Raw genomic sequence first — 23598 nt, forward strand, 5'->3', positions numbered from 1 at the left:
GCCGTGCTCGCCGCACGGCCCGTCGGGGTGCCCGCGCTGGTCGTCGAGGACGTCCAGCTCGCGCTCGGCAGGCTGGCCGGGCACGTGCTCCGGCGGCTCCGCCCGGCGGTGATCGGCCTGACCGGGTCCGTCGGCAAGACCACGACCAAGGATCTGCTGGCCCAGGTGCTCGAACGGCACGGGCCGACCGTGGCCACCGACCGGTCGTTCAACAACGAGCTGGGGCTGCCGCTCACCGTGCTGCGCGCCGACGCCGGAACCCGCTACCTGGTGCTGGAGATGGGGGCGAGCAGGAAGGGCGATCTGACCTATCTGACCGGCATCGCGCCGCCCGGGCTCGGGCTGGTGCTGAACGTCGGGGCCGCGCACGTGGAGCGCATGGGCGGCGGGCTGGCCGACGTGGCCGAGGCCAAGGGCGAGCTGGTCGAGGCGCTGCCCGCCGACGGGTGCGCGCTGCTCAACGCCGACGACCCGTACGTGCTGGGCATGGCAGGCCGTACCCGGGCGCCGATCCTGCTGTACGGGCGCGCGCCGCAGGCCCAGGTACGGGCCGAGCACGTGCGGCTGGACGGGCGGGCACGTGCCGCGTTCGACCTGATCACCCCGACCGGCCGGGCCCCGGTCCAGTTGGACCTCATCGGCGCGCACCAGGTCGCCAACGCCCTGGCCGCCGCCGCCGTCGCCACCGCGCTCGGCCTGGACGCCGCCGAGATCGCCGCGGGCCTGACCGCCGCCCGGCGCCGCTCGGCCGGCCGCCTGGAGATCGTCGAACGGCCCGACGGCGTCACCGTCGTGGACGACGCCTACAACGCCAACCCCGAGTCCATGCGGGCCGGGCTGCGGGCGGTCCGGGCCCTGGCCGGCGACCGCCGTACCGTCGCCGTGCTCGGCGCGATGGGACAGCAGGCGGACGCCTCCCGCGCCCGGCACGCCGACGTGGGCGCGCTCGTCGCGCTGCTCGGCTTCGACGTGCTGATCGCGGTCGGCGCGGGCGACCCGCACGCCATGGCGGAGGCCGCTGCGGCCCGCGGCGTGCACGTCCACACCGTCGCCGACCCCGCAGAGGCCGCCGCCCTGGCCACCGCGCTGCTGCGGCCGGGGGACGTGGTGTTCGTCAAGGCGTCCAGCGAGATCGGGCTCGGCGCCTGCGCCCGCGCCCTCACCCACTGAACGGAGAACGCACATGCGCGCGATCGGCCTCATCGGCGGGCTGAGCTGGGAATCGACCGTCATCTACTACCAGATCATCAACCAGCGGGTACGCGAACGGCTCGGCGGCAGCCACTCGGCCGACAGCCTCATCTGGTCCGTCGACTACACCACCGTCGAGAACCTCATCTTCGCCGGCCGCTGGGACGAGGTGAGCGCCCTGCTGGCCGACGCCGGCCGCAGGCTGGAGGACCTCGGCGCCGGCGTGCTGCTCGTCTGCAGCAACACCTTCAGCAAGGTCAGCGACGACGTGGCGCGGGCCACCAGCGTGCCCGTGCTGCACATCGCCGACGCCGTGGGCGCCGAGGTCCGCTCCCGGGGCATGCGCAAGGTGGGCCTGCTCGGCACCCGCTTCACCATGGAGCAGCGCTTCTACCGCGACCGGCTGGCCTCCCACGGCTTCGAGGTGATCGTCCCGCCGCGCGAGCAGCGGGACCTGGTGCATGACGTGATCTTCGGCGAGCTGGTGCGCGGCGTGATCCGCGAGGCGTCCAGGGACGCCTACGCCGGGATCATCGACGGGCTCGCCGCCGCCGGGGCCGAGGGCGTCATTCTCGGCTGCACGGAGATCGAGCTGCTGATCACCGAGAAGGACACCACCGTCCCGCTGCTCCCCACCGCCCGCCTCCACGCCGAAGCCGCTGCCGCCTTCGCCCTGACCGGCTGAGGCCAGGGGGCGCCTTGACCTTGGCGGGCCGGCCCCGCCTTCGCCGCCGGCGGGCTGACCTCAGGGCGCCACGCGTGAGTGCGGGCGCCCTGGGCGGTCATGGGGCGGTGAGCAACGCGTGCAGGTTGCGGCATTCGTGGGCGAAGCGCGACTTTCTGCGGGCGCCGGCATGGCCGGCGATCACCGGGATCTCGCCGCGGGCGTCCGCCCATCCGGCCACCTCGGCGGCGAAGGCGACCCAGGTGGTGTGGGTGACGGTGATGCGCCGATGCGTCCCCGTAGCGGGAACCAGCTCGGGGAGCAGGCCCCGCAGGATGCGCCACACCTCGTGGTGGCCGCCCGCCTCGGCCAGCCCGGTCAGCGCCGCGATGGCCGCCCTGGTCTCCCGCCAGGTGCGGCGCAGCACCAGTGCGAGCTGCCGGCCGACCGCCTCGCACGGCAGCGTGCCCCGCGCGGCCAGAGCGAGGAGCAGCGGAAGAGTCCCGTGCAGCTGACCGGCCAGCATGAAGGCGAGCATCACCCCCGCGGCCTCGCCCAGCGGACCCTCCGCGAGCTCCAGGCCCGCGACCTCCAAGGGAACCAGCCCCGACCCCCAATAGTCGCCGTGCAGCAGGAAGGGCAGCGCGTTGACGACCATGATCTCGGGATGCGAGGGCACCATCGCCGCCCAGCCGGGGATCTGGTTGCGGGACTCGTCCTGACGCCAGTCGTACGGCTCCCGCAGCAGCACCTCGTCGATCAGCCGGTGCCCGGTCGGCTCCGTCACCCGCACCACGGGCCGCAGCCTGACCTCGGTGAAGTCGTCGGGCTCATCGTCACCGAAGTCCACCATGGACGCGCTGACCATGTGCTGCCACCGGTGGCCGCACACGAGGCCGGTCATGCCGCCCCCGGCGAGCCACCGGGCGGCCGAGCGCGCCGCCTCCGAGCCGATCCCGGCCGCCCGCTCGGCCGCCGCAGGATGGCGGCCCCGGGGCAGCCGCATCAGCGCCTGAGCCAGGTCGGCGGGCAGCGGCTCCACCCCGGCGGCGGCACAGGTCGCCAGCCGGTCCACCAGCACGCCGGGGTCGAGGAGGCCGCTCGTCGAGGTCGGGGTGGCCAGCAGCACCGGCGGCAGCGCGTCGTCGAGCAGAGCGCGCGCCAGCTCGGCGTAACGGTGCAGCAGGAAGTCGTGCAGCGGGGAGACCGCGCCGGAACGCGGGAGGCGGCTGCGCCGCCGCCACTCCTCGGGCTCGGGCAGCTCAGGCGGCAGGAACGAGCGCAGCCGGGGCGGCATGAACGAGACGGTCACCTCCACGAGCGGCTCGTCCGGACCCGGCGGGGGCACCGGCTGCCCGGCCTCCATCGCCGCGATCCGCTCCCGGGCGACGCCCAGCTCGGCCATGCGCTCATAGACGTCGTCGAGGACGTGGGACGGCATGGCCTCCTCGGAGTCGTCGTACCGGATGCCGGACCGCGACCGCAGGCGAGCGCGGGGATGAGACGGCCCGTAACCGGCGAACCCGTAGTCCTCCTCCTCGGCGTCCTCCCAAGAGGCCGCCTCGATGAGGACGCTCAACGGGGACCGCCCAACGCCGCCGCCCTCCGGCCGAGCCCGCTCGTCGCCGGCGTCCTCGTGAGAGGCCGGCTCGGTGAGGACGTCCCACCGAGCCGGCTCGTCGCCGGCGCCGTCGGCGTCCCCTCGTGACCGGTCGGCACCGGCGTCTTCCCGCGGCGGGTGCTCGGCGCCGGCGGGGGAGCGGTTGAGGTGGACGCGGCCGCCGACGAAGGGGACCTCCTCGCCGTTCTCGCGGGCGACCGCGGCGGCGGGGCCCTCGTCGCTGGTCCAGGTGATGTCAATGACCCGCAGCGGGCTGTCATCCTCCAGGTAGCGGTCCGCGTGGTAGCCGCTCATCATCATGAAGCCCCTGCGGCGGCGCGGCTCCGGCGGAGGTTCATCGCCGCGGGTGATCGCGCGTACCCCTACGGAGTAGCTCGCGCCGTCCCATGCCTTCTGCGGCTGGACCGGCGGCACCTCCGGCAGGCTGCCGGGGCTGACGAGCTCGGCGGCCAGCGCGGACTGCCAGGCGTCGGGGTCCAGTAACACCGTCTTGGCCCGCCACTCACCCCTCTCGACCCGCGGCTTCAGCTCGGCGCTGAGGCGCGCCCGGTCATCGGCGATCCCGGCGACGAAGGCCGCGAGCCAGCGCTCCCCGCGCACCCACCACTCGCCGGCGTCCGGATGGAGCGACGGCTCGGGGAACGGCCCCGCCTGCCGCGGCTCGGGCAGCGGCGGGAACTCCTTGCGTTCCCGCTCCTCGACCGGCACCTCCCCGCCGAACCGCGCGACCAGCCGCGCCCGCTGGTCGGCGGGCAGGTGCTCGAAGCCGTCGCGGACGGCCTCGGCGTGATCGGCGAACAGCCCGGCGTGCTTGAGCGTCAGGCCCACCGCGCGGTCGCGCACCTCGAAGGAGGTGTGCGCGTACGCGGTCGTCAGCGCCGGCACGAAGTCGCCGGCCGCGTCGGGCGTGGCCCGCAGCCCCTCGTCGAGCCAGCGCAGGCCCATCACCGCGAGCTTGGCCTCGGCCCTGAACGTGAGCGCCTCCACCGCCTCGACCAGGTCGGCGTGGCCGAGCGGCGGCGCCGCGCGCACCTGCCCGGCCGCCAGCTCCGCGACCGTGCCGGGCGCCGACGGCAGCAGTCGCAGGTAGTCGCGCAGGCGGGCGGCGGACTCGGCGGGCGTGGGCTCCAGCAGCGTGTGCAGCCGGACGAAGAAGCGCAGGTCCTGGACGTCGCCGCCGCGCAGGAAGCGGCTCACGCACCCGTCGAGCGCCTCCTGCCGGGGCAGCCCGCGCGCGGCGGCGGCCAGCCAGTGGGTCGGGCGGGGATCGAGGCGTTCCTCACGCAGGACGCGGCCCGCGCCGCCGGCGGTGAAGATGCGGGGCAGCAGCACCGGCAGCAGGGGATCGTCGGGCACGTTCGGCGCGGCCAGCCAGGCGGCCACCAGCGGGTCGTGGTCGGGCGGCGTGACACCGGACGCGCGCAGCAGCGCCACGGCCAGCGGCGCGATGCGATCGGCCGGACGGCGCACCCGCAGGGCCAGCCGGGCCGCGACGTCGCGACGCCACTCCGGCGAGCGCGCGGCGGCCACCCGGCACACCTGGGCGACGTCGATGTCGCGGGCCCAGCGGCGGTTGACGTCGCGGCTGGTCATCCACGACACCGCCGCAGCGGGCCCGCCGATGACCCCCACCCCCGCCAGCAGCAGCCCACCGGCCACCATCCTGATCCCGTCGGTGACCTGCCAGGAGATCACATCCTCGTGGCTCTCGTGGTATTCGGCGCGCAGCTTCTCCGTCAACGCCTCGCGCAGCTCCTTGACCAGGCCGGGCAACCGGCCCGCCAGCTCCGCGCGCTCCTCGTCGGTGAGCGCGACCAGGCGGTCCGCCAGCCGGGCCGTCTTGTTCTCGCTGACGAGCGTACGGATCTCCGTCCAGAGGCTCATCGGGAGACCTCAACGGCGGCGCGGGCGACGATCCTGGCCGCGAGCACGTGCTTGCACGGCCCACGGGAGCCGCGATGGTCCCACCACCACTCACACGTACAGGACCCGTCGGTCAGCGACACCCGCCGCTCGCCGCCGGAGGTGCGCACGGTCGCCAGCTCGCCTTCGAGCCGCACCGCGCCCGCCTCGACCAGCTTGCGCGCCTTGGCCAGGCGCGGGTTGAGCAGCAGCACGTTGTCCTTGTCGTACGGCAGCTCGCGGTGGAAGTGCGCGGCCTCCGCCAGGTCGTAGCCGACCCGGCCGGCGACGCCGAGCTGCGTCAGCGCGGCGCGTACGCGGTCGGCCGGGATGCCCGCCCGGTCGGCCAGCAGGCCGATCTCGACCTCGGGCTCGAAGTTGAGCAGCATGCCCACCACGTCGGCGTCGTTCTCGGCCTCGTCGGTGGCGAGGTCGTGGAGCACCGCGCCCTCGCCGGAGAAGCCGCGCCAGCCCTCGGGGGAGAGGGTCAGCGTGTAGCGCATGCCGGGCAGCTCCAGCTCCCAGGCGCTGGAGGCGGCGTCGGCCGCGCCGTAGACGCGCAGGGTCTTGGCGAAGCGCAGCAGCGGCAGCAGGGTGGCGAGCCGGTTGGGGCCGGCCAGGCGTACGGACCCCGGCGTGTGCCGCTCCGACGTCTTCAGCTCGCGCCCCGCCTGCGTCACCCACCGCGTGCCGCGCTTGGGCAGCCCGCGCAGGAACCGCACCGCCGCCATGCCCGCCAGCTCGCCCCGCTGGTCCATGCCCGAGGCGATCACCTGCACCTCGGCGAACCCGCGCAGCCAGCGCTCGGGCAGCGGCACCTTCTTCTCCACCACCGCGCCGTCGCCCGTGGTCACCACCAGCTCGTCGAGGCCCACCCCGAGGTGCAGCGGGTCGCGCGCGCCGATGCGGGCCAGCGCCTCGCGCAGGGGCGCGTTCACGTCGACGTTGGTGGTGCCCCGGTCGAACACCTCGCCGTCGAGCGCTCCGCCCAGCAGGTCGAGCCGGGCGTAGACGCCGCCGCAGGCGGAGAACGACTCGAAGCGCAGCCGGTCGCCGTTGCACGTGACGACCGGGTCGCGTACCCAGCCGGGCCGCGACTGCGGCTGGTGGTAGCGGGCGAGCGCCACATCGGCGACGCCGAGCAGCGCCGCCGCGGCCGGAGCAGCCTGAGTGACCACGCCGCTGAAGAAGCGCGGAGCGAGGGCCGGCCCGGACAGGGCCCTGCCACCGGAGGTCGCCAATCCGAGGCGACCGTCGACAAGGGAGGAAGGCGCGGCGTACGTGTACGCCTGCGTCGCTGCAGTCATGGCGGGGACGATAGATCGCCCCACCGACAATCTTGGACCCGGAATGATCGGGGCCCGCCTTGAATAACCCTGGACCGTGCCATGGCGGTCGCTCATCATGGCTTCATGACAGCCCCAGAAGACCAGGCACCGCCGCCGGACGACCCCCCAGAACCGGTGGCGTCGAAGAAGCCGCTGGACGATCCTCCACAACCGGTGGTGGCCCGGAAGAAGCGGCCACCGGACGGAAGCACGAGCTGGGCGCCTCCAACGGCGAGCCCTCCTTCTTACCGCAAAGCTCCACCTGCGACCCGACCCGTTCAGCCGCCCGGCCAGGAGATTCCCGGCGAAGATCGATCCCAGCGCAGGATCGCCATACTCACCGGCGTCACCGTGCCGATCGTGCTGGCCGTCATGGTTTTCGTGGCCACGGTGGTAGTCGGACCTTTCCAGGAGGACGTCAAAGAAGGGGTGTCCGCGGCGGAGCCACCGGTCCGAGTCGGCATCGAGGAGTCGTGGAACGAGGATGTCGACATGGGGTGGGTGTTCGATGAGCCGTTGTCGGAGCAAGCGCTGAACGGACTGAGGAATCTGCCGTCCACGCCAAGGTCGGTGATCGACTTCGCCGCCGACAATGGCGGCATCCGATACTCAAGCTACTGCCTGACCTCGGCCTGCGACGCGGCCAGGACTCGCTTCAAGTTGTCGCTGACCGGCCGCAAAAGGGGTGAAGTCAGAATCACTGATGTCGTCGGCAGGGTTCTGGAACGTCGAAAGCCGCCGACGGGATTCAAGCTGAGGGGCCCTACCGGCGGTGCCGAAGAAATCGAACCCGGCATCCTCATCTTTGACGAGAGCTCGACAATGGAGCGTCTCCGGAGCCTCGACGAGAGCGAACGACCCGGGCGCGCGTACTTCGATGAGAAGTTCGTCTATCTCACCCTCAACGAACCGATAGTCTTCGAGATTCTCGCCGTCAGCTCCACCTGGGATATTGACTGGGAGCTCGTCGTCAAGCTGACCGTCGACGGAAAAGCCGAAGAGATGACCGTGAGGTCCGACGGCACGCCCAACGGCGAACCGTTCCGAAACCCGGGGAAGCTCTACGACCACGCGGCTTATCAGGGAAGTTACGAGTGTGAGGTAGGCGCTCTGACCTGCGAGCCCATGGGGGGATTGTGACGTCGATGCCGGCCCTCATGCTTCGAGGACGGTCTTCAAGCTCGCCCGCACTTTCTGCCCACTCGCCGCCGAAGGCGAGTCCGGCTCGAACGTCTCCACCCGGGAGGCTCTCATGGGTCGTCCCGGGTGTCAGGCGGGTGGGGCGGTGCTGGCGCGGATGATGAGTTCGGTGGCCAGCTCGACGCGGTTTTGCGTCAGTTGTTCGCCTTGGGCCAAAGTCAGGAGCATCGACGTCGCGGCGGCGGCCATATCGGCCAAGGGCTGGCGGATCGTGGTCAAGGGTGGGATGGCCCAGCGGACGGAGGGCAGGTCGTCGAAGCCGATGACACTGAGGTCGTCGGGGATGCGCAGGCCGAGCTGGTGGGCGGCGTGGTAGACGCCGATCGCCTGGCCGTCGTTGGTGGCGAAGAAGGCCGTGGGGCGGTCGGGCAGGCGCAGCATGCGGAGGGCCTCGGTCAGGCCGCCCTGGATGAGGAAGTCGCCGCGGCCGATCAGCTCGGGGTCGACGGGCAGGCCGGCCATGTCGAGGGCGGTGCGGTAGCCGTCGAGGCGGGCGCGGCTGGACAGGGCGGAGTCGGGCCCGGTGATGATGGCGATGCGGCGGTGGCCGAGGTCGAGGAGATGGCGGGTGGCGGTCAGGCCGCCGTGCCAGTTGCCCGCGCCGACGGACGGGACGTCGCCGCCGGGGGTGTCGGCGGGGTCGAGCAGGACGAGCGGGATCTCGCGGCGGGCGAGCAGGTCGTGCTGGGCCAAGGTGAGGCCGGAGAACACCGCGATCACGCCGCTCGGCCGCCGCCGCAGCACGCCCTCCAGCCAGGCGTCGCCCTCGGCGCTGTCACGGTGGACGTCGGAGACCGCCACCGTCAGCTCGTGCTTGCGGGCGACCTGTGCCACGCCCTTGGTGATCTCGACGGGGTAGTCGCCTTCGAGGGCGTGGAAGACCAGCTCGACCAGGGCCGTGGGGGTGGAGCGGCGGCGCTGGCGGCGGTAGCCGTGGCGGCGGATGAGCTCTTCGACGGCGGCGCGGGTCTCGGAGGACACCTCTGAACGGCCGTTCACGACCTTGGAGACCGTCGCGGTGGAGACGCCGGCCAGCTCGGCGAGCTGAGCGATGGTGAGTGGAGACGACTCCGTGGTCATGGCCGCAGTCTAGCCAGGCGAAGCCCGAACCAGGGCGGCCCCGGCCCGCCAAGATCAGGTTTTCAGCGTCCGTCTCGCGCCCTGGCGGTGCTGTCGCGGGCTATGAGCTGGGGCGGAACGACCAGCACCTCGTGAGCGACAGGTCCCGCCGCGTCCATCCGCCCGAGCAGCAGCTCGATGCTCAGCCTGCCGACCTGACCGAAGTCCTGCCGGACGGTGGTGAGGGCGGGGGTGAAGTACGCGGACTCGGGGACGTCGTCGAACCCCACCACGGACACCTGCTCGGGCACCCTGATCCCCGCCTCGCTGAACGCTCGCAGCAGGCCGAGCGCCATCTGGTCGTTCGCCACGAACACCGCGCTCAGGCCGGAGATCCGGGCCAGCTCTCCGCCGGCCACGTATCCGGATCTCGGCGTCCAGTCGCCCGTCAGCGGCTCGGGGATCCTGCGTCCCGCCGCCGACAGGGCGGCTCGCCATCCCTCGCGTCGTCCCTCGGACTCCAGCCAGCCGTCCGGGCCGCTGACGTGCCAGACGGTCTCGTGGCCCAGCGCGAGGAGGAGAGCGGTCGCCTGCCGCGCGCCTTCGGCCTGATCCACGCGGACCACGGGCACGTGGCCGTGGTGCGGATACTCGATCGCCACGGCGGGCAGGCCGGGAGGCAGACCGGCCAAGGCTCGCGCGGCGGCGTGCTGCGGCGCGACCACGACGACACCGTCCACGCCCTGCTCGACCAGATGCCCGATGGCCTCGTCCACGCCCTGCTCGACCGGGCTGCTGACGGCCGCGGTCGCGGTGGGGGCGTTGATGGTGCGCAGGCTCAGGACGCTGACGAAGTAGCCCGCCTCTCTGGCCGCTTGTTCGATGCCGTGGACGGTTCTGGCGGGGCCGTACAGGGTGGTGTTGAAGCCGATGACGCCGAGCCGGTGGGAGCGTCTGGTGACCAGCGCTCGCGCGGCCAGGTTGCGGCGGTAGCCGAGGATGCCGATGGCGTGCAGGACGCGCACCCGGGTCGCCTCGCGCACTCTCGGGTGCTTGTTCAGCACGCGGGAGACGGTCTGCTGGGAGACGCCGGCCAGCCTGGCCACGTCGGCCATGATCGGGAGGTGGCGCTCGGCGGGTGGCCGCAATCTGTCCCTCTTCCGGCGTACGGCAGCATGGGGCGTCAGGCTAAGCCGCTCCGGCGACGACCGTCAAGATTGTTTTCGGTGATTTGACAGTAACGTTCGGCAGTCCGCAGGAGGTGCGGTGCTGCCTCGGCGAATGAGGTCGGTGCCCAGTTCGACGCGATGCCGGGCGGGGCGCTCGCCTCGGGCCAGGGCGAGGACCAGGTCGGCGGCGGTCGCGGCCATCTCGGGGAGCGGGCGGCGGACCGTGGTGAGGGGCGGGTCCATCCACCGGCCCGCCAGCGGGGCGTCGAAGCCGATCACGCTGACGTCATCCGGGATGCGCAGGCCGAGCCGGTGCACGGCACGGTAGAGCCCGGTGGCCTGGCCGTCGTCGCAGGTGAGGATGGCCGTCGGAGGGGACGGCAGCCGCAGGAGGCGCTCAGGGGCGTCTCCTGGGCCGGCGATCAGCCCGGGGTCGACGGGCAGGCCGGCCATGTCGAGTGCGGTGCGGTAGCCGTCGAGGCGGGCACGGGCGGCCAGGGCGTCCGCGGGACCCGCGACGGCGGCGATGCGGCCGTGGCCGAGTGAGAGCAGGTGGCGGGTGGCCATGAGGCCTCCGCTCCAGTCGCTCGCGCCCACCGAGGCGACCTCGGCCGGCTGCTCGTCTCGTGGATCGAGCAGGACGAGCGGGATGCCGCGGGTGGCGAGCTGCTCGCGTTCGGTGCCGGTGAGGCTGGAGAACACCGAGATCACGCCCGTGGGACGGCGGCTGAGCACCCCCTCGATCCAGTCCCTGCCCTGGTCGTCGCCGTGCCGCAGCCGCGACAGCGTCACGGCCATGCCGTGCTCGCGCGTCACCCGTTCGACGCCTGCCGCGACCTCGGCGGGCGCCTCGCCGTCGAGTGTGTCGAAGGCCAGCTCCACCAGGGGCGCGAAGGGGGCGCGGCGCCGTTGCGGCCGGTAGCCGTGCTCGTGGATGAGCCGCTCGATGAGCGCGCGGGTCTCCGGCCTGACCTCCGTACGGCCGTTGACGACCTTCGAGACGGTGGCCGTGGAGACTTGGGCCAGCTCGGCGAGCTGCGCGATGGTCAGCGGCCGTGACTGCGTGGCGCCGTCGTCGGGCGGCCCTGCGACCATGCTCATGCCGAAAGTCTAGCCAGCTGTTTTCGGGACTTCGGAGCTTAGTTTTCGGCGGCATCGACGACAGCGGGAGGCCGGGGCCGCTGTGCGGCCCCGGCCTGGATTCACGACCTCAGCGCTGCAGGGTGAGCAGGCCGGGCCGGTAGGGGAGGAGGCCGTAGTCGCCGCCGCTGTTCGGGCTGCGGCCCTGGTAGAGGAGCTGCAGGTTGCAGGGGTCCACGGTGAAGGTCTGGTCCGCGCTGGCCCTGACCAGCTCGCCGTGGCTGATGTCGTTGGTCCACGTGGCGCCGCTGTTGGCCTTGCCGGCGAACGGGTTGCCCTCGCTCGCCGCCTGCGGCGTCCACGTGCCGTTCAGGCTGGTCGCCGTGAACGAACGGAAGTAGCGTCCCTGCGAGCCGATCGCCTCGACCAGCATCAGGTACTTGTTCTGGCCCTGCAGCTTGTAGACCTGCACGCCCTCGAACAGGTTGTTCGTCGAGTCGCTCATGATGATCGTCGAGGACGAGCCGAAGTTGCCGGGGAAATTACCGATGGGCATGCTCGCCCGGTAGATCCGGCCGTTGTCCCCGGCGAAGAACAGGTACATGTTCGAGCCGTCACCGATGAGCGTCTGGTCGATGGGGCCGGTGCCGGAGCCGGAGATGCTGCCGGTGAACAGCGGCTGCTCGCCCGACCAGCCGTTCGGGTTGGTGGGGTCGCTGGAGGTCCGGTACGAGAAGGCCGAGCTGCCCCACTGGTAGGCCAGCACCCAGATGTTCCGCGGCGCGAAGTAGAACAGGGTGGGCGCGACGGTGCTGGAGTTCATGGCGTTCTGGCTGGCCGAGCCCATCTCCGACCAGTTGCTGAACGGGCTGAAGTTCATCGACCCCCAGCGCGTGCCGGTGTCGTGCGTGGTCGCGTAGACCAGGTGCCGGCCGTTGTAGGGGGCGACGGTGAAGTCCTTGAGCGACACCCAGCCCGACCGCGGCTGCGCCAGCGGCCCCGTCGAGGTCCAGCGGTAGCTCGACGGCAGGTCGCACTGTCCGGGGTTGCCGGGGTCGGTGCCGCCGTCCACCTTGACGAGCTGCCACTGCTGGTTGGCGCCGCCCCAGTCGTCGTACTGCACGATGTTCGCGCCGTCCGCCGTGGACGCGCCCTGCACCTCCAGCGCCTTGTTGCTGTTGCGGCTGATGAACCGCACGTGGCCGTCGGAGCTGTCGGCCAGCCGCCATTGCTGGTTGGTGCCGTTGTGGTCGCTCCACTGGACGATGGAGCCGCCGTTGGCGGTGGAGAAGTTGTGGACGTCGAGGACCTTGCCGGAGTGGCGGGACTTGATGCGGTAGTAGCCGCCGCCGGAGTCGACGAACTGCCATTGCTGCTGGTTCTGGTTGTTACGGCTCCACTGGGTGATGCGGGCGCCGTCGCTGGTGGCCAGGTTGTAGACGTCCAGCGCCTTGCCGCTGTTGCGGTTGACCAGGACGTACCAGGCGTTGGTGTCCACGGTGGCCGCGCGGGCCGGTACGGCGACGAGCAGGCCCGCCAATAACGAGCCCAGCGCCGCGAGGACGGCCAGGAGTCTGCGATTCACGAAGCATGCCTTTCTCGAGAGGGGGTTCGATCAGGGTGCGGTGAGGTCGAAGCGGCGCACGGTCACCGCGCCGCCGAGCGACCGGGTGGCGTAGTTGAAGATTCCGAAGCGGTAACCCATGAAGAACTGCCAGGCGTTGTTGAGCGTGAACGCCCGGCCGAGGCTCACGTACGTGCTGCCGTCCGTGCTGTACGAGAAGCGCGCCTGCCGGCCCGACCCCGGCCGGACGTCGGCGCTGACCCGCAACCAGATCCGGCCGCCCGAGACGGCAGCGCTGGCCGCCTCCGTGCCGGTGCCGGTGGTCTGCCACGAACCGTTCATGGTCAGCCCGTCGGTCATGGCGACCCGGGTGACGCCGTTGTCGCGCCGGACGCCGATCCACGCCGACTGGTCGCGCAGCATCGCCAGGCCGGCGCGGTCTCCGTCGGCCATCTGCGCGTAGTCGAGCTCGATCGTCGCCGTGGACTGCGGCCCCTGGATGCGGTGGGTCAGCGTGTTGCGGGCGTTGTAGAGGTCGTTCGTGACGGTCGCGGTCTGCAGGCGCAGGCCGTTGCCGGTGGAGTAGCGGCTGGTGTCGGGGTTGTGGTTCCACTCCCAGCGATGGCCGAGGCTGCCCGACGAGAACGTGTCGGGGCCGATCATGGACGCCACGGTCCTGGACGTCTGGATGTTCGGCTTCGGGTACGTCACGCCCCAGCGTCCGTTGACGGTCTGCAGCACCGGCCAGTCGCCGCTCCACGTGATCGGCGCGAGCGCCGGGACCCGGCCGCCGGGGTAGGCGTCGACGAAGGACATGTAGTACCAGTCGCCGTTCTGCGTCTGGACGAGCCCGCCCTGGTGCGGCACGCCGCCGCCGGAGATGGGACCGGGCAGGTCGAGCAGGACCTGGCGCATCTCGTACGGGCCCCATGGGGAGGTGGAGCGGAGCACGTACTGGCCGTTGGCGGGCCTGGTCAGCCAGATGTAGTAGTAGCCGTTGCGCTTGTAGAAGCGGGCGCCCTCGAGGGTGCCGACGCTGCTCGGTGTCTGGAACACCTGTTGCGCCCGCACCTGGCTCAGCCCGTCGGCGGAGAGCTGGGCGACGCTGATGGTGCCGTTGCCGTAGGCGACGTACATGGTGTCGTCGGTGTCGATCAGCAGGCCCGCGTCGTAATAGCAGTTGTTGATCTGCGAGCGCTTGGTCCACGCGCCGTCCACGGCGGAGGCGGTGTAGACGTACGTGCGGTTGAACTCGATGCAGCCGATCCAGTAGTAGGTGGAGTTGCTCGGCCGGTAGTTGAGCGTCGAGGCCCAGATGCCCTTCACGTACGCCCGTCCGCCGCTCAGGTCGTACGCGCCCGAGCCGAAGTCGAGCCGCGGCACCGAGTGCCCGGCGTACTCCCAGTCGACCAGGTTGTACGAGCGCAGGATCGGCGCGCCGGGGGAGTAGTGCATGGTCGAGGCCGAGTAGTAGTAGGCGTCGCCGACCCGGATGATGTCGCCGTCGGCGAAGTCCTGCCAGACGACGGGGTTGCCGTAGGTGTCACCGGGGTTGCCGGGGTCGCTGCCGTCGACCTTGACGAGCTGCCATTGCTGGTTGGCGCCGCCCCAGTCGTCGTACTGCACGATGTTGCCGCCGTCGGCGGTGGAGGCGTTCTGCACTTCGAGGGCCTTGTTGCTGTTGCGGTTGATGAGGCGGACGTGGCCGTCGGAGCTGTCGGCCAGCCGCCATTGCTGGTTGGTGCCGTTGTGGTCGCTCCACTGGACGACGGCCGCGCCGTTGGCGGTGGAGAAGCCGGACACGTCGAGGACCTTGCCGGAGTGGCGGGACTTGATGCGGTAGTAGCCGCCGCCGGAGTCGACGAACTGCCATTGCTGCTGGTTCTGGTTGTTACGGCTCCACTGGGTGATGCGGGCGCCGTCGCTGGTGGCCAGGTTGTAGAGGTCCAGCGCCTTGCCGCTGTTGCGGTTGACCAGGACGTACCAGGCGTTGGTGTCCACGGTGGCCGCCTGGGCCGCCTGGGTCGTCGGCGTCAGCAGCACGCCGATGAGCGCCAGGGCCGAGAGGATCGCGAGCGCACGCCTCATGGGGACCTCCAGCACGTACGTAACCGAGTTGTTAGCGCTAACATTTCGCTTCGCATGACGACATGTCCCTCCTTCTCAGGGTGCGTTGTCGGGGAGTACATCCGACGGTCCGGCCCGCCGTCAACGAACCGTCAACGAAGGACGCCCCGCCGCCGGGCGGGGTGCGGCGCTCCTGCCTGGCATTTCACGTCGTCAGGAGGAGCGCGGTGCGCGGAGCGAGGTCATGAAAATTTCATGCGCATCGAGTTACGTTACGAGCGAGGCTGTCTCGTCCCGGTACCGCCCGTCCGGGACCGGGACGAGAGCTCAAGCCGCGGTCAGGACCCGGAGTTGTAGGTCCACCGCTGGTTCGCGCCACCGTGGCAGGTGTAGAGCTGCAGCCCCGTGCCGTTCGCGGTGCCCTGCCCCACGGCGTCGAGGCAGAGGTTCGACTGGACGCCGGTGATGCTGCCGTCGGAGTTCACGCGCCACTTCTGGTTGTCGCCGCCCCAGCACGAGTAGATCTGGATGCGGGCGCCGTTGCCGCTGCCTCCGGCGTCGAGACACTTGTTGCCGTAGACGCGCAGCTCGCCGGATGAGGTCTGGCTCCACTGCTGGTTGGTGCCGGTGTTGCAGTCCCAGAGCTGGACGGCGGTGCCGTCGCTGGTCGCGTTGTTCGGCACGTCCACGCAGCGGCCCGAGCCGGTGCCCCTGATCTGCCCCTCACCCTCCGGGTCGGGGCCGGGCGTCCCGGTGTTGCCGCCGTTCAGCGCATTGAGCACCGCGGTGTAGGCGGCCTTCTTGTTGCCGTTGCCGTCGAAGAGCAGTGCCTGGGCGCCGCTGCCCAGCCAGGAGTCGGTGTCGCGCACGCCCCAGACCGTGACGCCGGTGCAGCGCGGCACGGCCAGGCAGTCGTTGACGACGTTGGCGTACGTGGTGGCCGAGCCGCCCTGGATGTCCAGCTCGGTGATCTGCACGTCGACGCCCAGCGCCGCGAAGCTCGAGATGGTCGTGCGGTAGTTGCTGTTGTACGGGCTGTTGCTGTTGAAGTGGGACTGCAGGCCGACGCAGTCGATCGGCACGCCGCGCGCCTTGAAGTCCCTGACCATGTTGTAGACGCCCTGCGTCTTGGCCCAGTTCCAGTTGTCGATGTTGTAGTCGTTGTAGCAGAGCTTGGCGTTCGGGTCGGCGGCGCGGGCGGTGCGGAAGGCCACCTCGATCCAGTCGTTGCCGGTGCGCTGCAGGTTGGAGTCGCGCCGGCCGCCGGAGTTGCCGTCGGCGTAGGCCTCGTTGACCACGTCCCAGGCGTAGATCTTGCCCTTGTAGTGGTTCATGACGCCGTTGATGTGGTTGATCATGGCCTGGCGCAGCGAGCCGCCCTCCATTGACCGCATCCAGTTCGGCTGCTGGTTGTGCCAGGCCAGGGTGTGCCCGCGGACCCGCTTGCCGTTCTGCACGGCCCAGTTGTAGATCCGGTCGCCGGCGCTGAAGTTGAACTGCCCCTGGTTGGGCTCGGTGGCGTCGATCTTCATCTCGTTCTCGGCGGTGATCATGTTGAACTCGCGCGAGGCGATCGAGGTGTACTGGCCGTCGCCGAGCTTGCCCTGAGCGATGGCGGTGCCGAAGTAGCGGCCGGTCTGCGCGGCCGCCGCGCCGAGCGTGCTCTCGGCGGCCTGCGCGGGTAAGGGCGCCGTCATCGCCGCGATCACGCCGATCCCGGCGATGGCGCTCACCACGCCGGCGATCAGCGCCCGCTTGCGCCTGCCGGGCGCTGGCGGGAAGGTGGGTGGGGACATGGCGTTCTCGCCCATGCCTGAGCCTCCATGTACGTGTCGGGGGGAAGGAAGCCGGCGGGGACACCCGCGGCGGCGACGCCGCGGTGCGCACCACGGCGGTCGTGACGGCGCCCCCTGCCGCACACCACCGTTTCTGACAGGGGAGATCGTCGTGCGGTCTCAGTCTGGGAATCGCTCCGAAAGTTGTCAAGGATTCAGTGAAACTTTCGGGATCATGCCTCTGGGGCGCATCCGCGCCGGCGTGCCGGAACACCTGATCAGCCGGAAAGAAAGTTTCGGAAGGCAGTCCAGAGCGCTCAGCCGTCGATGAAACTTTCACGCCGTCCCCTTCCGATGTCGCAGGTGGGCCGCCTGCGCGCGGTGCTGGGCCGCCCACAGGCCCTTGACAGAACGTTGCGGCTCGGATTTGCTCCGTTTCGCCACCACCAACACCACCTTGTTAGCGCTAACAGCAAGCGTCCGGCCCCCAGAAAGGACGTGCAGCATGAGAACGCGAAGGTACGCCGGCATCGGTGCCGGCCTGGTGGCGCTCATCGCGGCGATCGCGACCGGCTTGTCCTTGTCCCTGACCGCCCCGCGAGCGTCGGCGGCGGCGCTGACCGAGGTGACGAACTTCGGCAACAACCCGGGCGGCCTGCGTATGTACCTCTATGTCCCCGACCGTCCCGCGGCCCGGCCGGGCGTGCTGGTGGCGATGCACGGGTGCAACGGCTGGGCCCAGGGTTTCCACCAGGGCACGGAGTTCGCCTCGCTGGCCGACCGCCACGGCTTCATCGTCGTCTACCCGCAGGCCAACAAGAGCGCCAACGGCATGTCGAACTGCTTCGACGTGTGGTCGAACGAGGCCCTGCGGCACGGCGGCGGCAGCGACCCCGTCTCGATCGTCTCCATGGTGAACTACGTGCTCCAGCGCCACTCGGGAGACCCGGAGCGGGTGTTCGCCACCGGCTTCTCCTCCGGTGCGATGGAGACGCTCAACCTGCTCGCCACGTACCCCGACGTGTTCAAGGCCGGCGCCCCGTTCGCGGGCGTGCCGTACGCGTGCCTCGGCCCGGCCGGCTGCGGGGACAAGTCGCCGCAGCAGTGGGGCGACCTGGTCAGGAACGCCTACCCCGGCTACACCGGAGCCCGGCCGCGCGTGACGGCCTGGCACGGCACCAACGACTCCGTCCTGCCGTACTCGATGCTGCAGGAGGAGGTCGACCAGTGGACCAACGTGCACGGGCTGAGCCAGACCCCGACCTCCACCGACAGCCCGCAGTCCGGCTGGACCCGGCGCGTCTACGGCTCCGGGCAGGTCGAGGCGTACACGATCAACGGCGCCGGCCACGACCTGCCGCACAACGGGATGGCCGCGCACGCCATCCGCTTCTTCGGCCTCGACGGCGGCGGCACGACCCCGCCCCCGGACCCGGAGGGTGAGGGGCAGATCAGGGGCACCGGCTCGGGCCGCTGCGTGGACGTGCCGAACAACGCGACCAGCGACGGCACCGCCGTCCAGCTCTGGGACTGCAACACCGGCACCAACCAGCAGTGGAGCCAGACCTCATCCGGCGAGCTGCGCGTCTACGGCAACAAGTGTCTCGACGCCGGAGGCAGCGGCAACGGCGCCCGCATCCAGATCTACTCGTGCTGGGGCGGCGACAACCAGAAGTGGCGCCTCAACTCCGACGGCAGCATCACCGGCGTCCAGTCGAACCTCTGCCTCGACGCCGTGGGCCAGGGCACCGCGAACGGCACCCGCCTGCAGCTCTACACCTGCCACGGGGGCGCCAACCAGCGCTGGACCCACACCTGACCGCCACCGTCCGGCCCCGCGCCTGGGGGCCCCGCGCCTGGGGGCCGTAGCCGCAGACCCGCCCGCGCCGGATGGGCCGCAGACCCGCCCGCGCCGGAAGCAGAGGACGACTTCCGGCGCGGGCGCTCCGGCCTCACGTCCGGCGGGCGCTGATCGGCCCGCCCCGCCGCCTCGGCCGCCCGGCCCGCCTCGGCGCTGCCGGATCGGTGCCGGTCCTTCGTCGTCCACCGGGGTGGCCGGCCCCGCTTCGCAGTGAGGCCGGCCGGGTGGTCAGCGGGTCTTGCCGTGCGGGCCCGCCTGGTCGACGACCTTCTTGGCCTCCGCCGGGAGGTCGTCGGCCGTGACGGTGGCGTTGTCGCGGACGGTGTTGCCGCGTTCGCCGTCCACCAGCCCCGTGATGGCGGGGTTCGTGGTGTAGTTGCCGGTCAGCGTGATGTCGCCGGTGTGGTTGCCGTTCTGGTTGTTGGCGTGCGCCCACTGGGCGGCAGTGCCGACGAACACGTTCTTCCTGGCGGACACGTACCGGGAGCCCTCGTCGAAGTACACGCCGAGCTGCCCGCTCTTCTCGCAGTAGTTCTGGTCGATGTGGCTGCGCGGCATCGCCGACAGCGTGTAGATGCAGCCGGCGTCGAACATCGTGTGCACGACGTCGCGCACGTGGTTCCCCACGACGCGGACCTCGGTGGACGTGGTCGGCGTGTCGTAGATCGGCTGGAAGTCGTACAGGCCCCGGTTGATGTACTCGGGGCTGCCGCCCGGGTCGTTGGCGCCCCAGCCGAAGCCGATCCCGATCCCGGTGTACGGCAGGTCGGCGACCTCGTTGTGCTCGATGGTCAGCCGCGTGACGTAGCTGGCGAAGATGCCGTCCTGGTCGAGGTACTCGCGGGCGGTGGAGTAGACGCGGTTGCCGCTGATCCTGATGTCCTTGTTGACCATGCGCGGGTCGGACGGGTGGTGCGCGTCGGGCCGTACGCCGCCGACGACGATGCCGCCACCGGCGCTCGCGGTGAATGTGCTGTCCTTGACGGTCACGCCGTGCGCGCCCAGCCCGACCCCGGTGGCGTGGGCGTTGGCGTCGTTGCCGATGCCGAGCCCGACGGAGCCGAGGTTGACGAACGTGTCGCCGGTGAAGGCGATGTTCTCCGCGGCCGACACCTGCACCGCCGCGGGCGTCTGCGACCAGTTGTTGCGCGAGCCCTCGAAGCCCTTGCAGCCGAAGTCGCACGAGGTGAACGCGTCGTCCGGCCGGTGCTCCTGGACCCCGGCGATGAACACGCCGGTCTGCTGGTTGGCGTACCCCTCCGAGGTGCCGGGCTGCAGCCAGGTCGTGCCGGTGAAGGTCAGCCCCTCGAAGCGCAGGTTGCGGGCCGGCTCGTCGTACGTGCCGCCGATCTCCAGCAGCCGCTCCAGCCGGGGCAGCTCGACCCGCGCCCGGGACAGGTCCTGCCCGGCGAGCGGCTTGTAGTAGAGCGTCCCGGCGCTCCGGTCCAGGTACCACTCGCCCGGCTCGTCGAGGAACGCCCGGGAGTTCAGCAGGGAGAAGGTGGGCGTGCGCAGCGGGGACTGGATGGTGTCGTAGCCGTAGGTGTTGTTGTCCCAGGCCGGCTGCTGCATGGTGACCGTGGTGCCGGAGATGCTCTGTACCGGCGCGAACCGGTTGGTGAACGACAGCTTGGCCTGCAGCTCGATGCGCTGCTGGTCGGGCAGGTCGGCGAGGTGGGCCAGGCCGGGGTCGTCGAGGGTGAAGCCGGTCGCGGTGAGCGTGATGGCGTCGCGCGGCACGTCGACGCGGGCCCGCTGGGCCAGGGCGCCGTCCACGTAGAGCTGCCGGCTGTCGGCGCCGGCGCCGACCTGCGCCTTGTGGACGCCGTCCTCGTCGGGCGTCCAGCCGGTGACGGGGCGGGCTCCGCTCAGCACGGGCTTCGCTCCGCGCCTGGCCTTCCACGTCACCACGTGCCCGTTCCTGCCGGAGTCCGCGGCGCCGAACCGCAGCGGCTCGCTCAGCCGATAGGTGCCGCCGAGCAGCTCGACGGTGACGTCGCGCCGGCCCTCGGCCGCCGCCGCGCGGGCCCTGCGCTGCGCCTCCTCAAGGGTGGCCAGCGGCCGGCCGGCGCTGCCCGGACCCTGGTCGTCGGCGTTCTTCGCACCGGTGGGGGCGACCACGATGGTACGCGCCGGTGCGGCCTCGGCCGGGCTTGCGAGGAGCCCGCTGACGGTCATCAAGGCAGCGGCCGCCACCACAGATGTCCTGAACGATGGGCGCACGAAATTTCCCTTTCTTTCGTTATTTCTGACCATCAGGGGTGGGTCAGCGCAGCCGCAGCCCGGCACGCTCCGGCCGTACGTCGGGGGTGCCGTCCGAGCGCGGCGCGGGCGTGGCGATCGTGCCCTCGTCGACGGTGATGCCGAGGCCGGGGGCGTCGCCGAGCACGAAGGCGCTGTCCTCGACGGTCAGATCGACGGAGACGCCCAGCGGCGGCTGCAGGTCCTGCAGCTCGCTGACCAGGTGATTCGGTACGGAGGCCGCCGCGTGCAGCAGCCCGACGGGCGTGGTGCCGATCGGGCTGACCGGCAGGTCGTGGGCGTGTGCCAGCGCGGAGACCCGCAGGAAGTGCGTGACCCCCCAGACGGCGGCCGCCTGCACGACGTCCACCGCACCGGCGGCCAGCAGCGGACGGTACTGTTCGAGACCGGTGAGGTTCTCGCCCGTGGCGACCGAGGCGCGGATCCCGCGTCCGACGGCGGCCAGCCCCTCGGCGTCCCACCGCCGCACCGGCTCCTCGATCCACACCAGGTCGAGCGCGCGTTCCAGCTCGCCGACGTGCCTGACCGCCTGCTTGCGGGTCCACGACTCGTTGACGTCGAGCATCAGGGCCGGCCGCGCTCCTCGCCCCGCCTCGGTCAGCACCTCGCGGACGAGCTCCAGGCGCCGCCGGTCGCGGTCGATGTCGAGCCCGCCCTTGAGCTTGGCCGCCCGCAGCCCGCGCGCGGCGTACTCCTGGTGCACGGCGATCAGCTCCGCGTCGGTCAGCGCGATGTCCAGGCCCGACGCGTACGCGGGAATCCGCCGGTCGCGCCCGCCCAGCAGCCGCCACAGCGGTTCGCCGGCCGCCTGCGCCTTGATGTCCCACAACGCGGTGTCGAGTGCGCCGATCGCCCCGAACACCGCCCCCGCGTGCCCGGCCTTGAACGTCCGCCGCACCATGCGGTCGTAGAGCGCGGTGACGGCGCGCGGGTCCTCGCCCTCGATCGCCGGGAAGACGGCGTCGAGGTGGGCGTGCGCCCCGAGGCCCACGCCGGTGATCCCTTCATCGGTGTCCACCAGGACGATCGGCACGGGAACGTTCCCGTCGGCGTGCACGCCGTTGGCGTCGCCGACGGGACGGCCCCATGCCTGCACCGTCGTCAGCGTCCGATACCCCGAGATTCGCAATGTCAGCCCTTCGTGGAGCCGGCGGTGACCCCGTCGGCGATCTGGCGCTGGAGGAAGAGATAGATGAGCAGGACGGGGATCGCGGCGATGAGCACGCCGGAGGCGAACTGCGGGATGTTGTCGGAGTACTGCCCGCGCAGCGAGGTGACGCCGACCATGAGCGTGCGGTGTTCGGGCGACGGCATCATCAGCAGCGCGATGAGCACGTCGTTCCAGCAGAACAGCGCGTCCAGGATGCCGACGGACAGCAGCGCTGGAGCGCCGAGCGGGATCATGATCCGCCGGTAGACGCCGTAGGTGGAGTTGCCGTCGATGCGGGCCGCGTGCACGATGTCCGCCGGGATCGTCCGGTAGTGGCTGGTCATCAGAAAGATCGTGAAGGGCAGGAACTGCGCGACGTACGCGAGGATCAGCCCCGGATAGGTGTCGATGAGCCCGGTGTCGGCCATCACCCGCGCCAGCGGCACCATGATCACCTGGAACGGGATGAACAGCGCCGCCAGGCAGCCGAGGAACAACGCCGTCGAGCCGCGGAAGCGCAGCTGGCTGAGCGCGAACCCGGCCATCGACCCGATGAGCAGCAGCAGGACCACCGAGACGGTCACCACCAGCAACGAGTTGGCGAAGTAGCGTGCCATGCCGACGCTGCTCCACGCCGCGGTGAGGTTCTCCAGGTGCAGGCCGCTCGCGGGGGAGAAGCGGTCGAGGATGTACTCCCGCCGGGTCTTCATGGCGACGTTCGCGGTGAACACCAGGGGATAGACGGTCGCGAGGGCGAGCAGCGCCATGGGGACGGCGGCCACCCACCGGCCGAGACGCCGGCCGCGCATCAGTCCTCACTCCCCGCGCGGCGCAGCAGCGCCACCTGCGCGACGCCGACCACGAGCATGATGAGGAACAGCACCGTGGACGCCGCCGAGGCGAGCGCCGGGCGGTTCATCTGCCCCTGCTGCATCCACACGTAGAACTCCGGCAGGTACGTCGAGCCCTCCGGGCCGCCGCTGGTCATGATGTACAGCAGGCCGAACATGGACGTCAGCATTCCGATCATGGTGGTGACGACGACGAACTGGATGGTGCGCGACAGGCCCGGGATGATGACGTGCCAGATGATCCGGGGCAGCGACGCGCCGTCGATCTTCGCGGCGTCCAGGAGCGCGGCGTCCAGCGTGGAGAACCCGGCGAGGAAGACCACCAGCGCCATCCCGAACGTCGCCCAGACGTGCACCCCGATGACCGTGAACTTCGCCAGGTCAGGGTCGCCGAGCCAGTCGATCGGGCCGAGCCCGATCAGCGCCAGCGCGGTGTTCAGCGGGCCGTCGTAGCCGAGCATCAGGTTGAAGATCGCGCCGACGATCACCGGGGAGAGCACGGCGGGGAAGAAGTAGACGCTGCGGAAGAACCGGTGTCCCGGCACCCGCAGGTAGATGAAGGTGGCCAGCAGCCCGGGGATCGCCACCGCGACGGGCAGCAGCAGCACGAGCAGCCCGACGTTGCCCAGCGCGGTGCGGAACAGCGGGTCGGCCAGCAGTTCGGCGTAGTTGTCGAGGCCGACGGGGGTGCCGTTGCGCTCGCCGTCGCCGGTGAAGGAGAAGTTGACGCCCAGCACCAGCGGCCACAGCCGCAGCGCCACGATGATGAGCACGGCCGGCGCCACCAGGACGAAGGGCGCGAGCCGCTCGGCCCGCGCCCCCCGGGGCAGGCCGAGCGCGTTTCCGATCGGCAC

At 71.2% G+C, this 23598-nt stretch carries 16 protein-coding genes; 4 read left to right on the forward strand and 12 right to left on the reverse strand.

What is annotated here, in order from left to right:
* Both murF and ABZW11_RS30575 read left to right on the forward strand, forming a co-directional pair.
* A partial coding sequence (murF, locus tag ABZW11_RS30570) for a UDP-N-acetylmuramoyl-tripeptide--D-alanyl-D-alanine ligase (RefSeq protein ID WP_355424434.1) occupies positions 1-1170 on the forward strand: 1170 nt, incomplete at its 5' end.
* Between the two features lie 13 nt (positions 1171-1183).
* Positions 1184-1876, forward strand: coding sequence for an aspartate/glutamate racemase family protein (locus ABZW11_RS30575; RefSeq protein WP_355424437.1), 693 nt, complete (start codon positions 1184-1186; stop codon positions 1874-1876).
* Positions 1877-1973: 97 nt separating this feature from the next.
* Here the strand turns inward: ABZW11_RS30575 and ABZW11_RS30580 are convergent, their stop codons facing one another.
* Together ABZW11_RS30580 and ABZW11_RS30585 are read right to left on the reverse strand one after the other, a co-directional pair.
* A complete protein-coding gene (locus ABZW11_RS30580) occupies positions 1974-5360 on the reverse strand; it encodes a hypothetical protein (RefSeq protein WP_355424440.1) in 3387 nt (1128 codons plus the stop codon).
* The gene (locus tag ABZW11_RS30585; protein ID WP_355424443.1) at positions 5357-6685 is read right to left on the reverse strand and encodes an SWIM zinc finger family protein; all 1329 of its coding nucleotides are present in this window, start codon (positions 6683-6685) and stop codon (positions 5357-5359) included. Before ABZW11_RS30585 ends, ABZW11_RS30580 begins: the two co-directional genes overlap by 4 nt.
* A 105-nt stretch (positions 6686-6790) precedes the next feature.
* Between ABZW11_RS30585 and ABZW11_RS30590 the strand changes: the two genes are divergently transcribed.
* Positions 6791-7846, forward strand: a complete 1056-nt coding sequence (locus ABZW11_RS30590) for a hypothetical protein (protein ID WP_355424446.1) — start codon at positions 6791-6793, stop codon at positions 7844-7846.
* 129 nt (positions 7847-7975) lie between these two features.
* Here ABZW11_RS30590 and ABZW11_RS30595 read toward each other — a convergent pair whose 3' ends face one another.
* The 6 genes from ABZW11_RS30595 to ABZW11_RS30620 form a co-directional block, all read right to left on the reverse strand.
* A complete protein-coding gene (locus ABZW11_RS30595; protein ID WP_355424449.1) occupies positions 7976-8986 on the reverse strand; it encodes a LacI family DNA-binding transcriptional regulator in 1011 nt (336 codons plus the stop codon).
* Positions 8987-9048: 62 nt separating this feature from the next.
* On the reverse strand, positions 9049-10113 hold the full coding sequence (locus ABZW11_RS30600) for a LacI family DNA-binding transcriptional regulator (RefSeq protein ID WP_355424451.1): 1065 nt from the start codon (positions 10111-10113) through the stop codon (positions 9049-9051).
* 63 nt (positions 10114-10176) lie between these two features.
* The gene (locus ABZW11_RS30605; protein WP_355424454.1) at positions 10177-11235 is read right to left on the reverse strand and encodes a LacI family DNA-binding transcriptional regulator; all 1059 of its coding nucleotides are present in this window, start codon (positions 11233-11235) and stop codon (positions 10177-10179) included.
* A gap of 109 nt (positions 11236-11344) precedes the next feature.
* On the reverse strand, positions 11345-12766 hold the full coding sequence (locus ABZW11_RS30610) for a non-reducing end alpha-L-arabinofuranosidase family hydrolase (RefSeq protein ID WP_355424625.1): 1422 nt from the start codon (positions 12764-12766) through the stop codon (positions 11345-11347).
* A gap of 63 nt (positions 12767-12829) precedes the next feature.
* The gene (locus ABZW11_RS30615; protein WP_355424457.1) at positions 12830-14866 is read right to left on the reverse strand and encodes an RICIN domain-containing protein; all 2037 of its coding nucleotides are present in this window, start codon (positions 14864-14866) and stop codon (positions 12830-12832) included.
* 317 nt (positions 14867-15183) lie between these two features.
* Positions 15184-16656 carry an endo-1,4-beta-xylanase gene (locus tag ABZW11_RS30620; protein WP_355424460.1) on the reverse strand — a complete coding sequence of 491 codons (1473 nt, stop codon included), beginning with the start codon at positions 16654-16656 and terminating at the stop codon, positions 15184-15186.
* 469 nt (positions 16657-17125) lie between these two features.
* Here ABZW11_RS30620 and ABZW11_RS30625 point away from each other — a divergent pair, with 469 nt between their 5' ends.
* Entirely contained in the window at positions 17126-18439 is a 1314-nt protein-coding gene (locus ABZW11_RS30625; protein WP_355424463.1) for a PHB depolymerase family esterase, read from the forward strand.
* 270 nt (positions 18440-18709) lie between these two features.
* On the opposite strand, the gene ABZW11_RS30630 is transcribed toward ABZW11_RS30625, so the two are convergent.
* The 4 genes from ABZW11_RS30630 to ABZW11_RS30645 form a co-directional block, all read right to left on the reverse strand.
* Positions 18710-20659 carry a right-handed parallel beta-helix repeat-containing protein gene (locus ABZW11_RS30630; protein ID WP_355424466.1) on the reverse strand — a complete coding sequence of 650 codons (1950 nt, stop codon included), beginning with the start codon at positions 20657-20659 and terminating at the stop codon, positions 18710-18712.
* A gap of 88 nt (positions 20660-20747) precedes the next feature.
* On the reverse strand, positions 20748-21839 hold the full coding sequence (locus tag ABZW11_RS30635) for a mandelate racemase/muconate lactonizing enzyme family protein (protein WP_355424468.1): 1092 nt from the start codon (positions 21837-21839) through the stop codon (positions 20748-20750).
* A 35-nt stretch (positions 21840-21874) separates the two neighbouring features.
* Positions 21875-22702 carry a carbohydrate ABC transporter permease gene (locus ABZW11_RS30640; protein ID WP_355424471.1) on the reverse strand — a complete coding sequence of 276 codons (828 nt, stop codon included), beginning with the start codon at positions 22700-22702 and terminating at the stop codon, positions 21875-21877.
* Positions 22702-23598: a sugar ABC transporter permease gene (locus tag ABZW11_RS30645; protein WP_355424473.1), complete on the reverse strand. Its 897-nt coding sequence runs from the start codon at positions 23596-23598 to the stop codon at positions 22702-22704. Before ABZW11_RS30645 ends, ABZW11_RS30640 begins: the two co-directional genes overlap by 1 nt.

Origin of the sequence: Nonomuraea sp. NPDC004580, assembly GCF_040609855.1 — a bacterium.
GTDB lineage: Bacteria > Actinomycetota > Actinomycetes > Streptosporangiales > Streptosporangiaceae > Nonomuraea > Nonomuraea salmonea.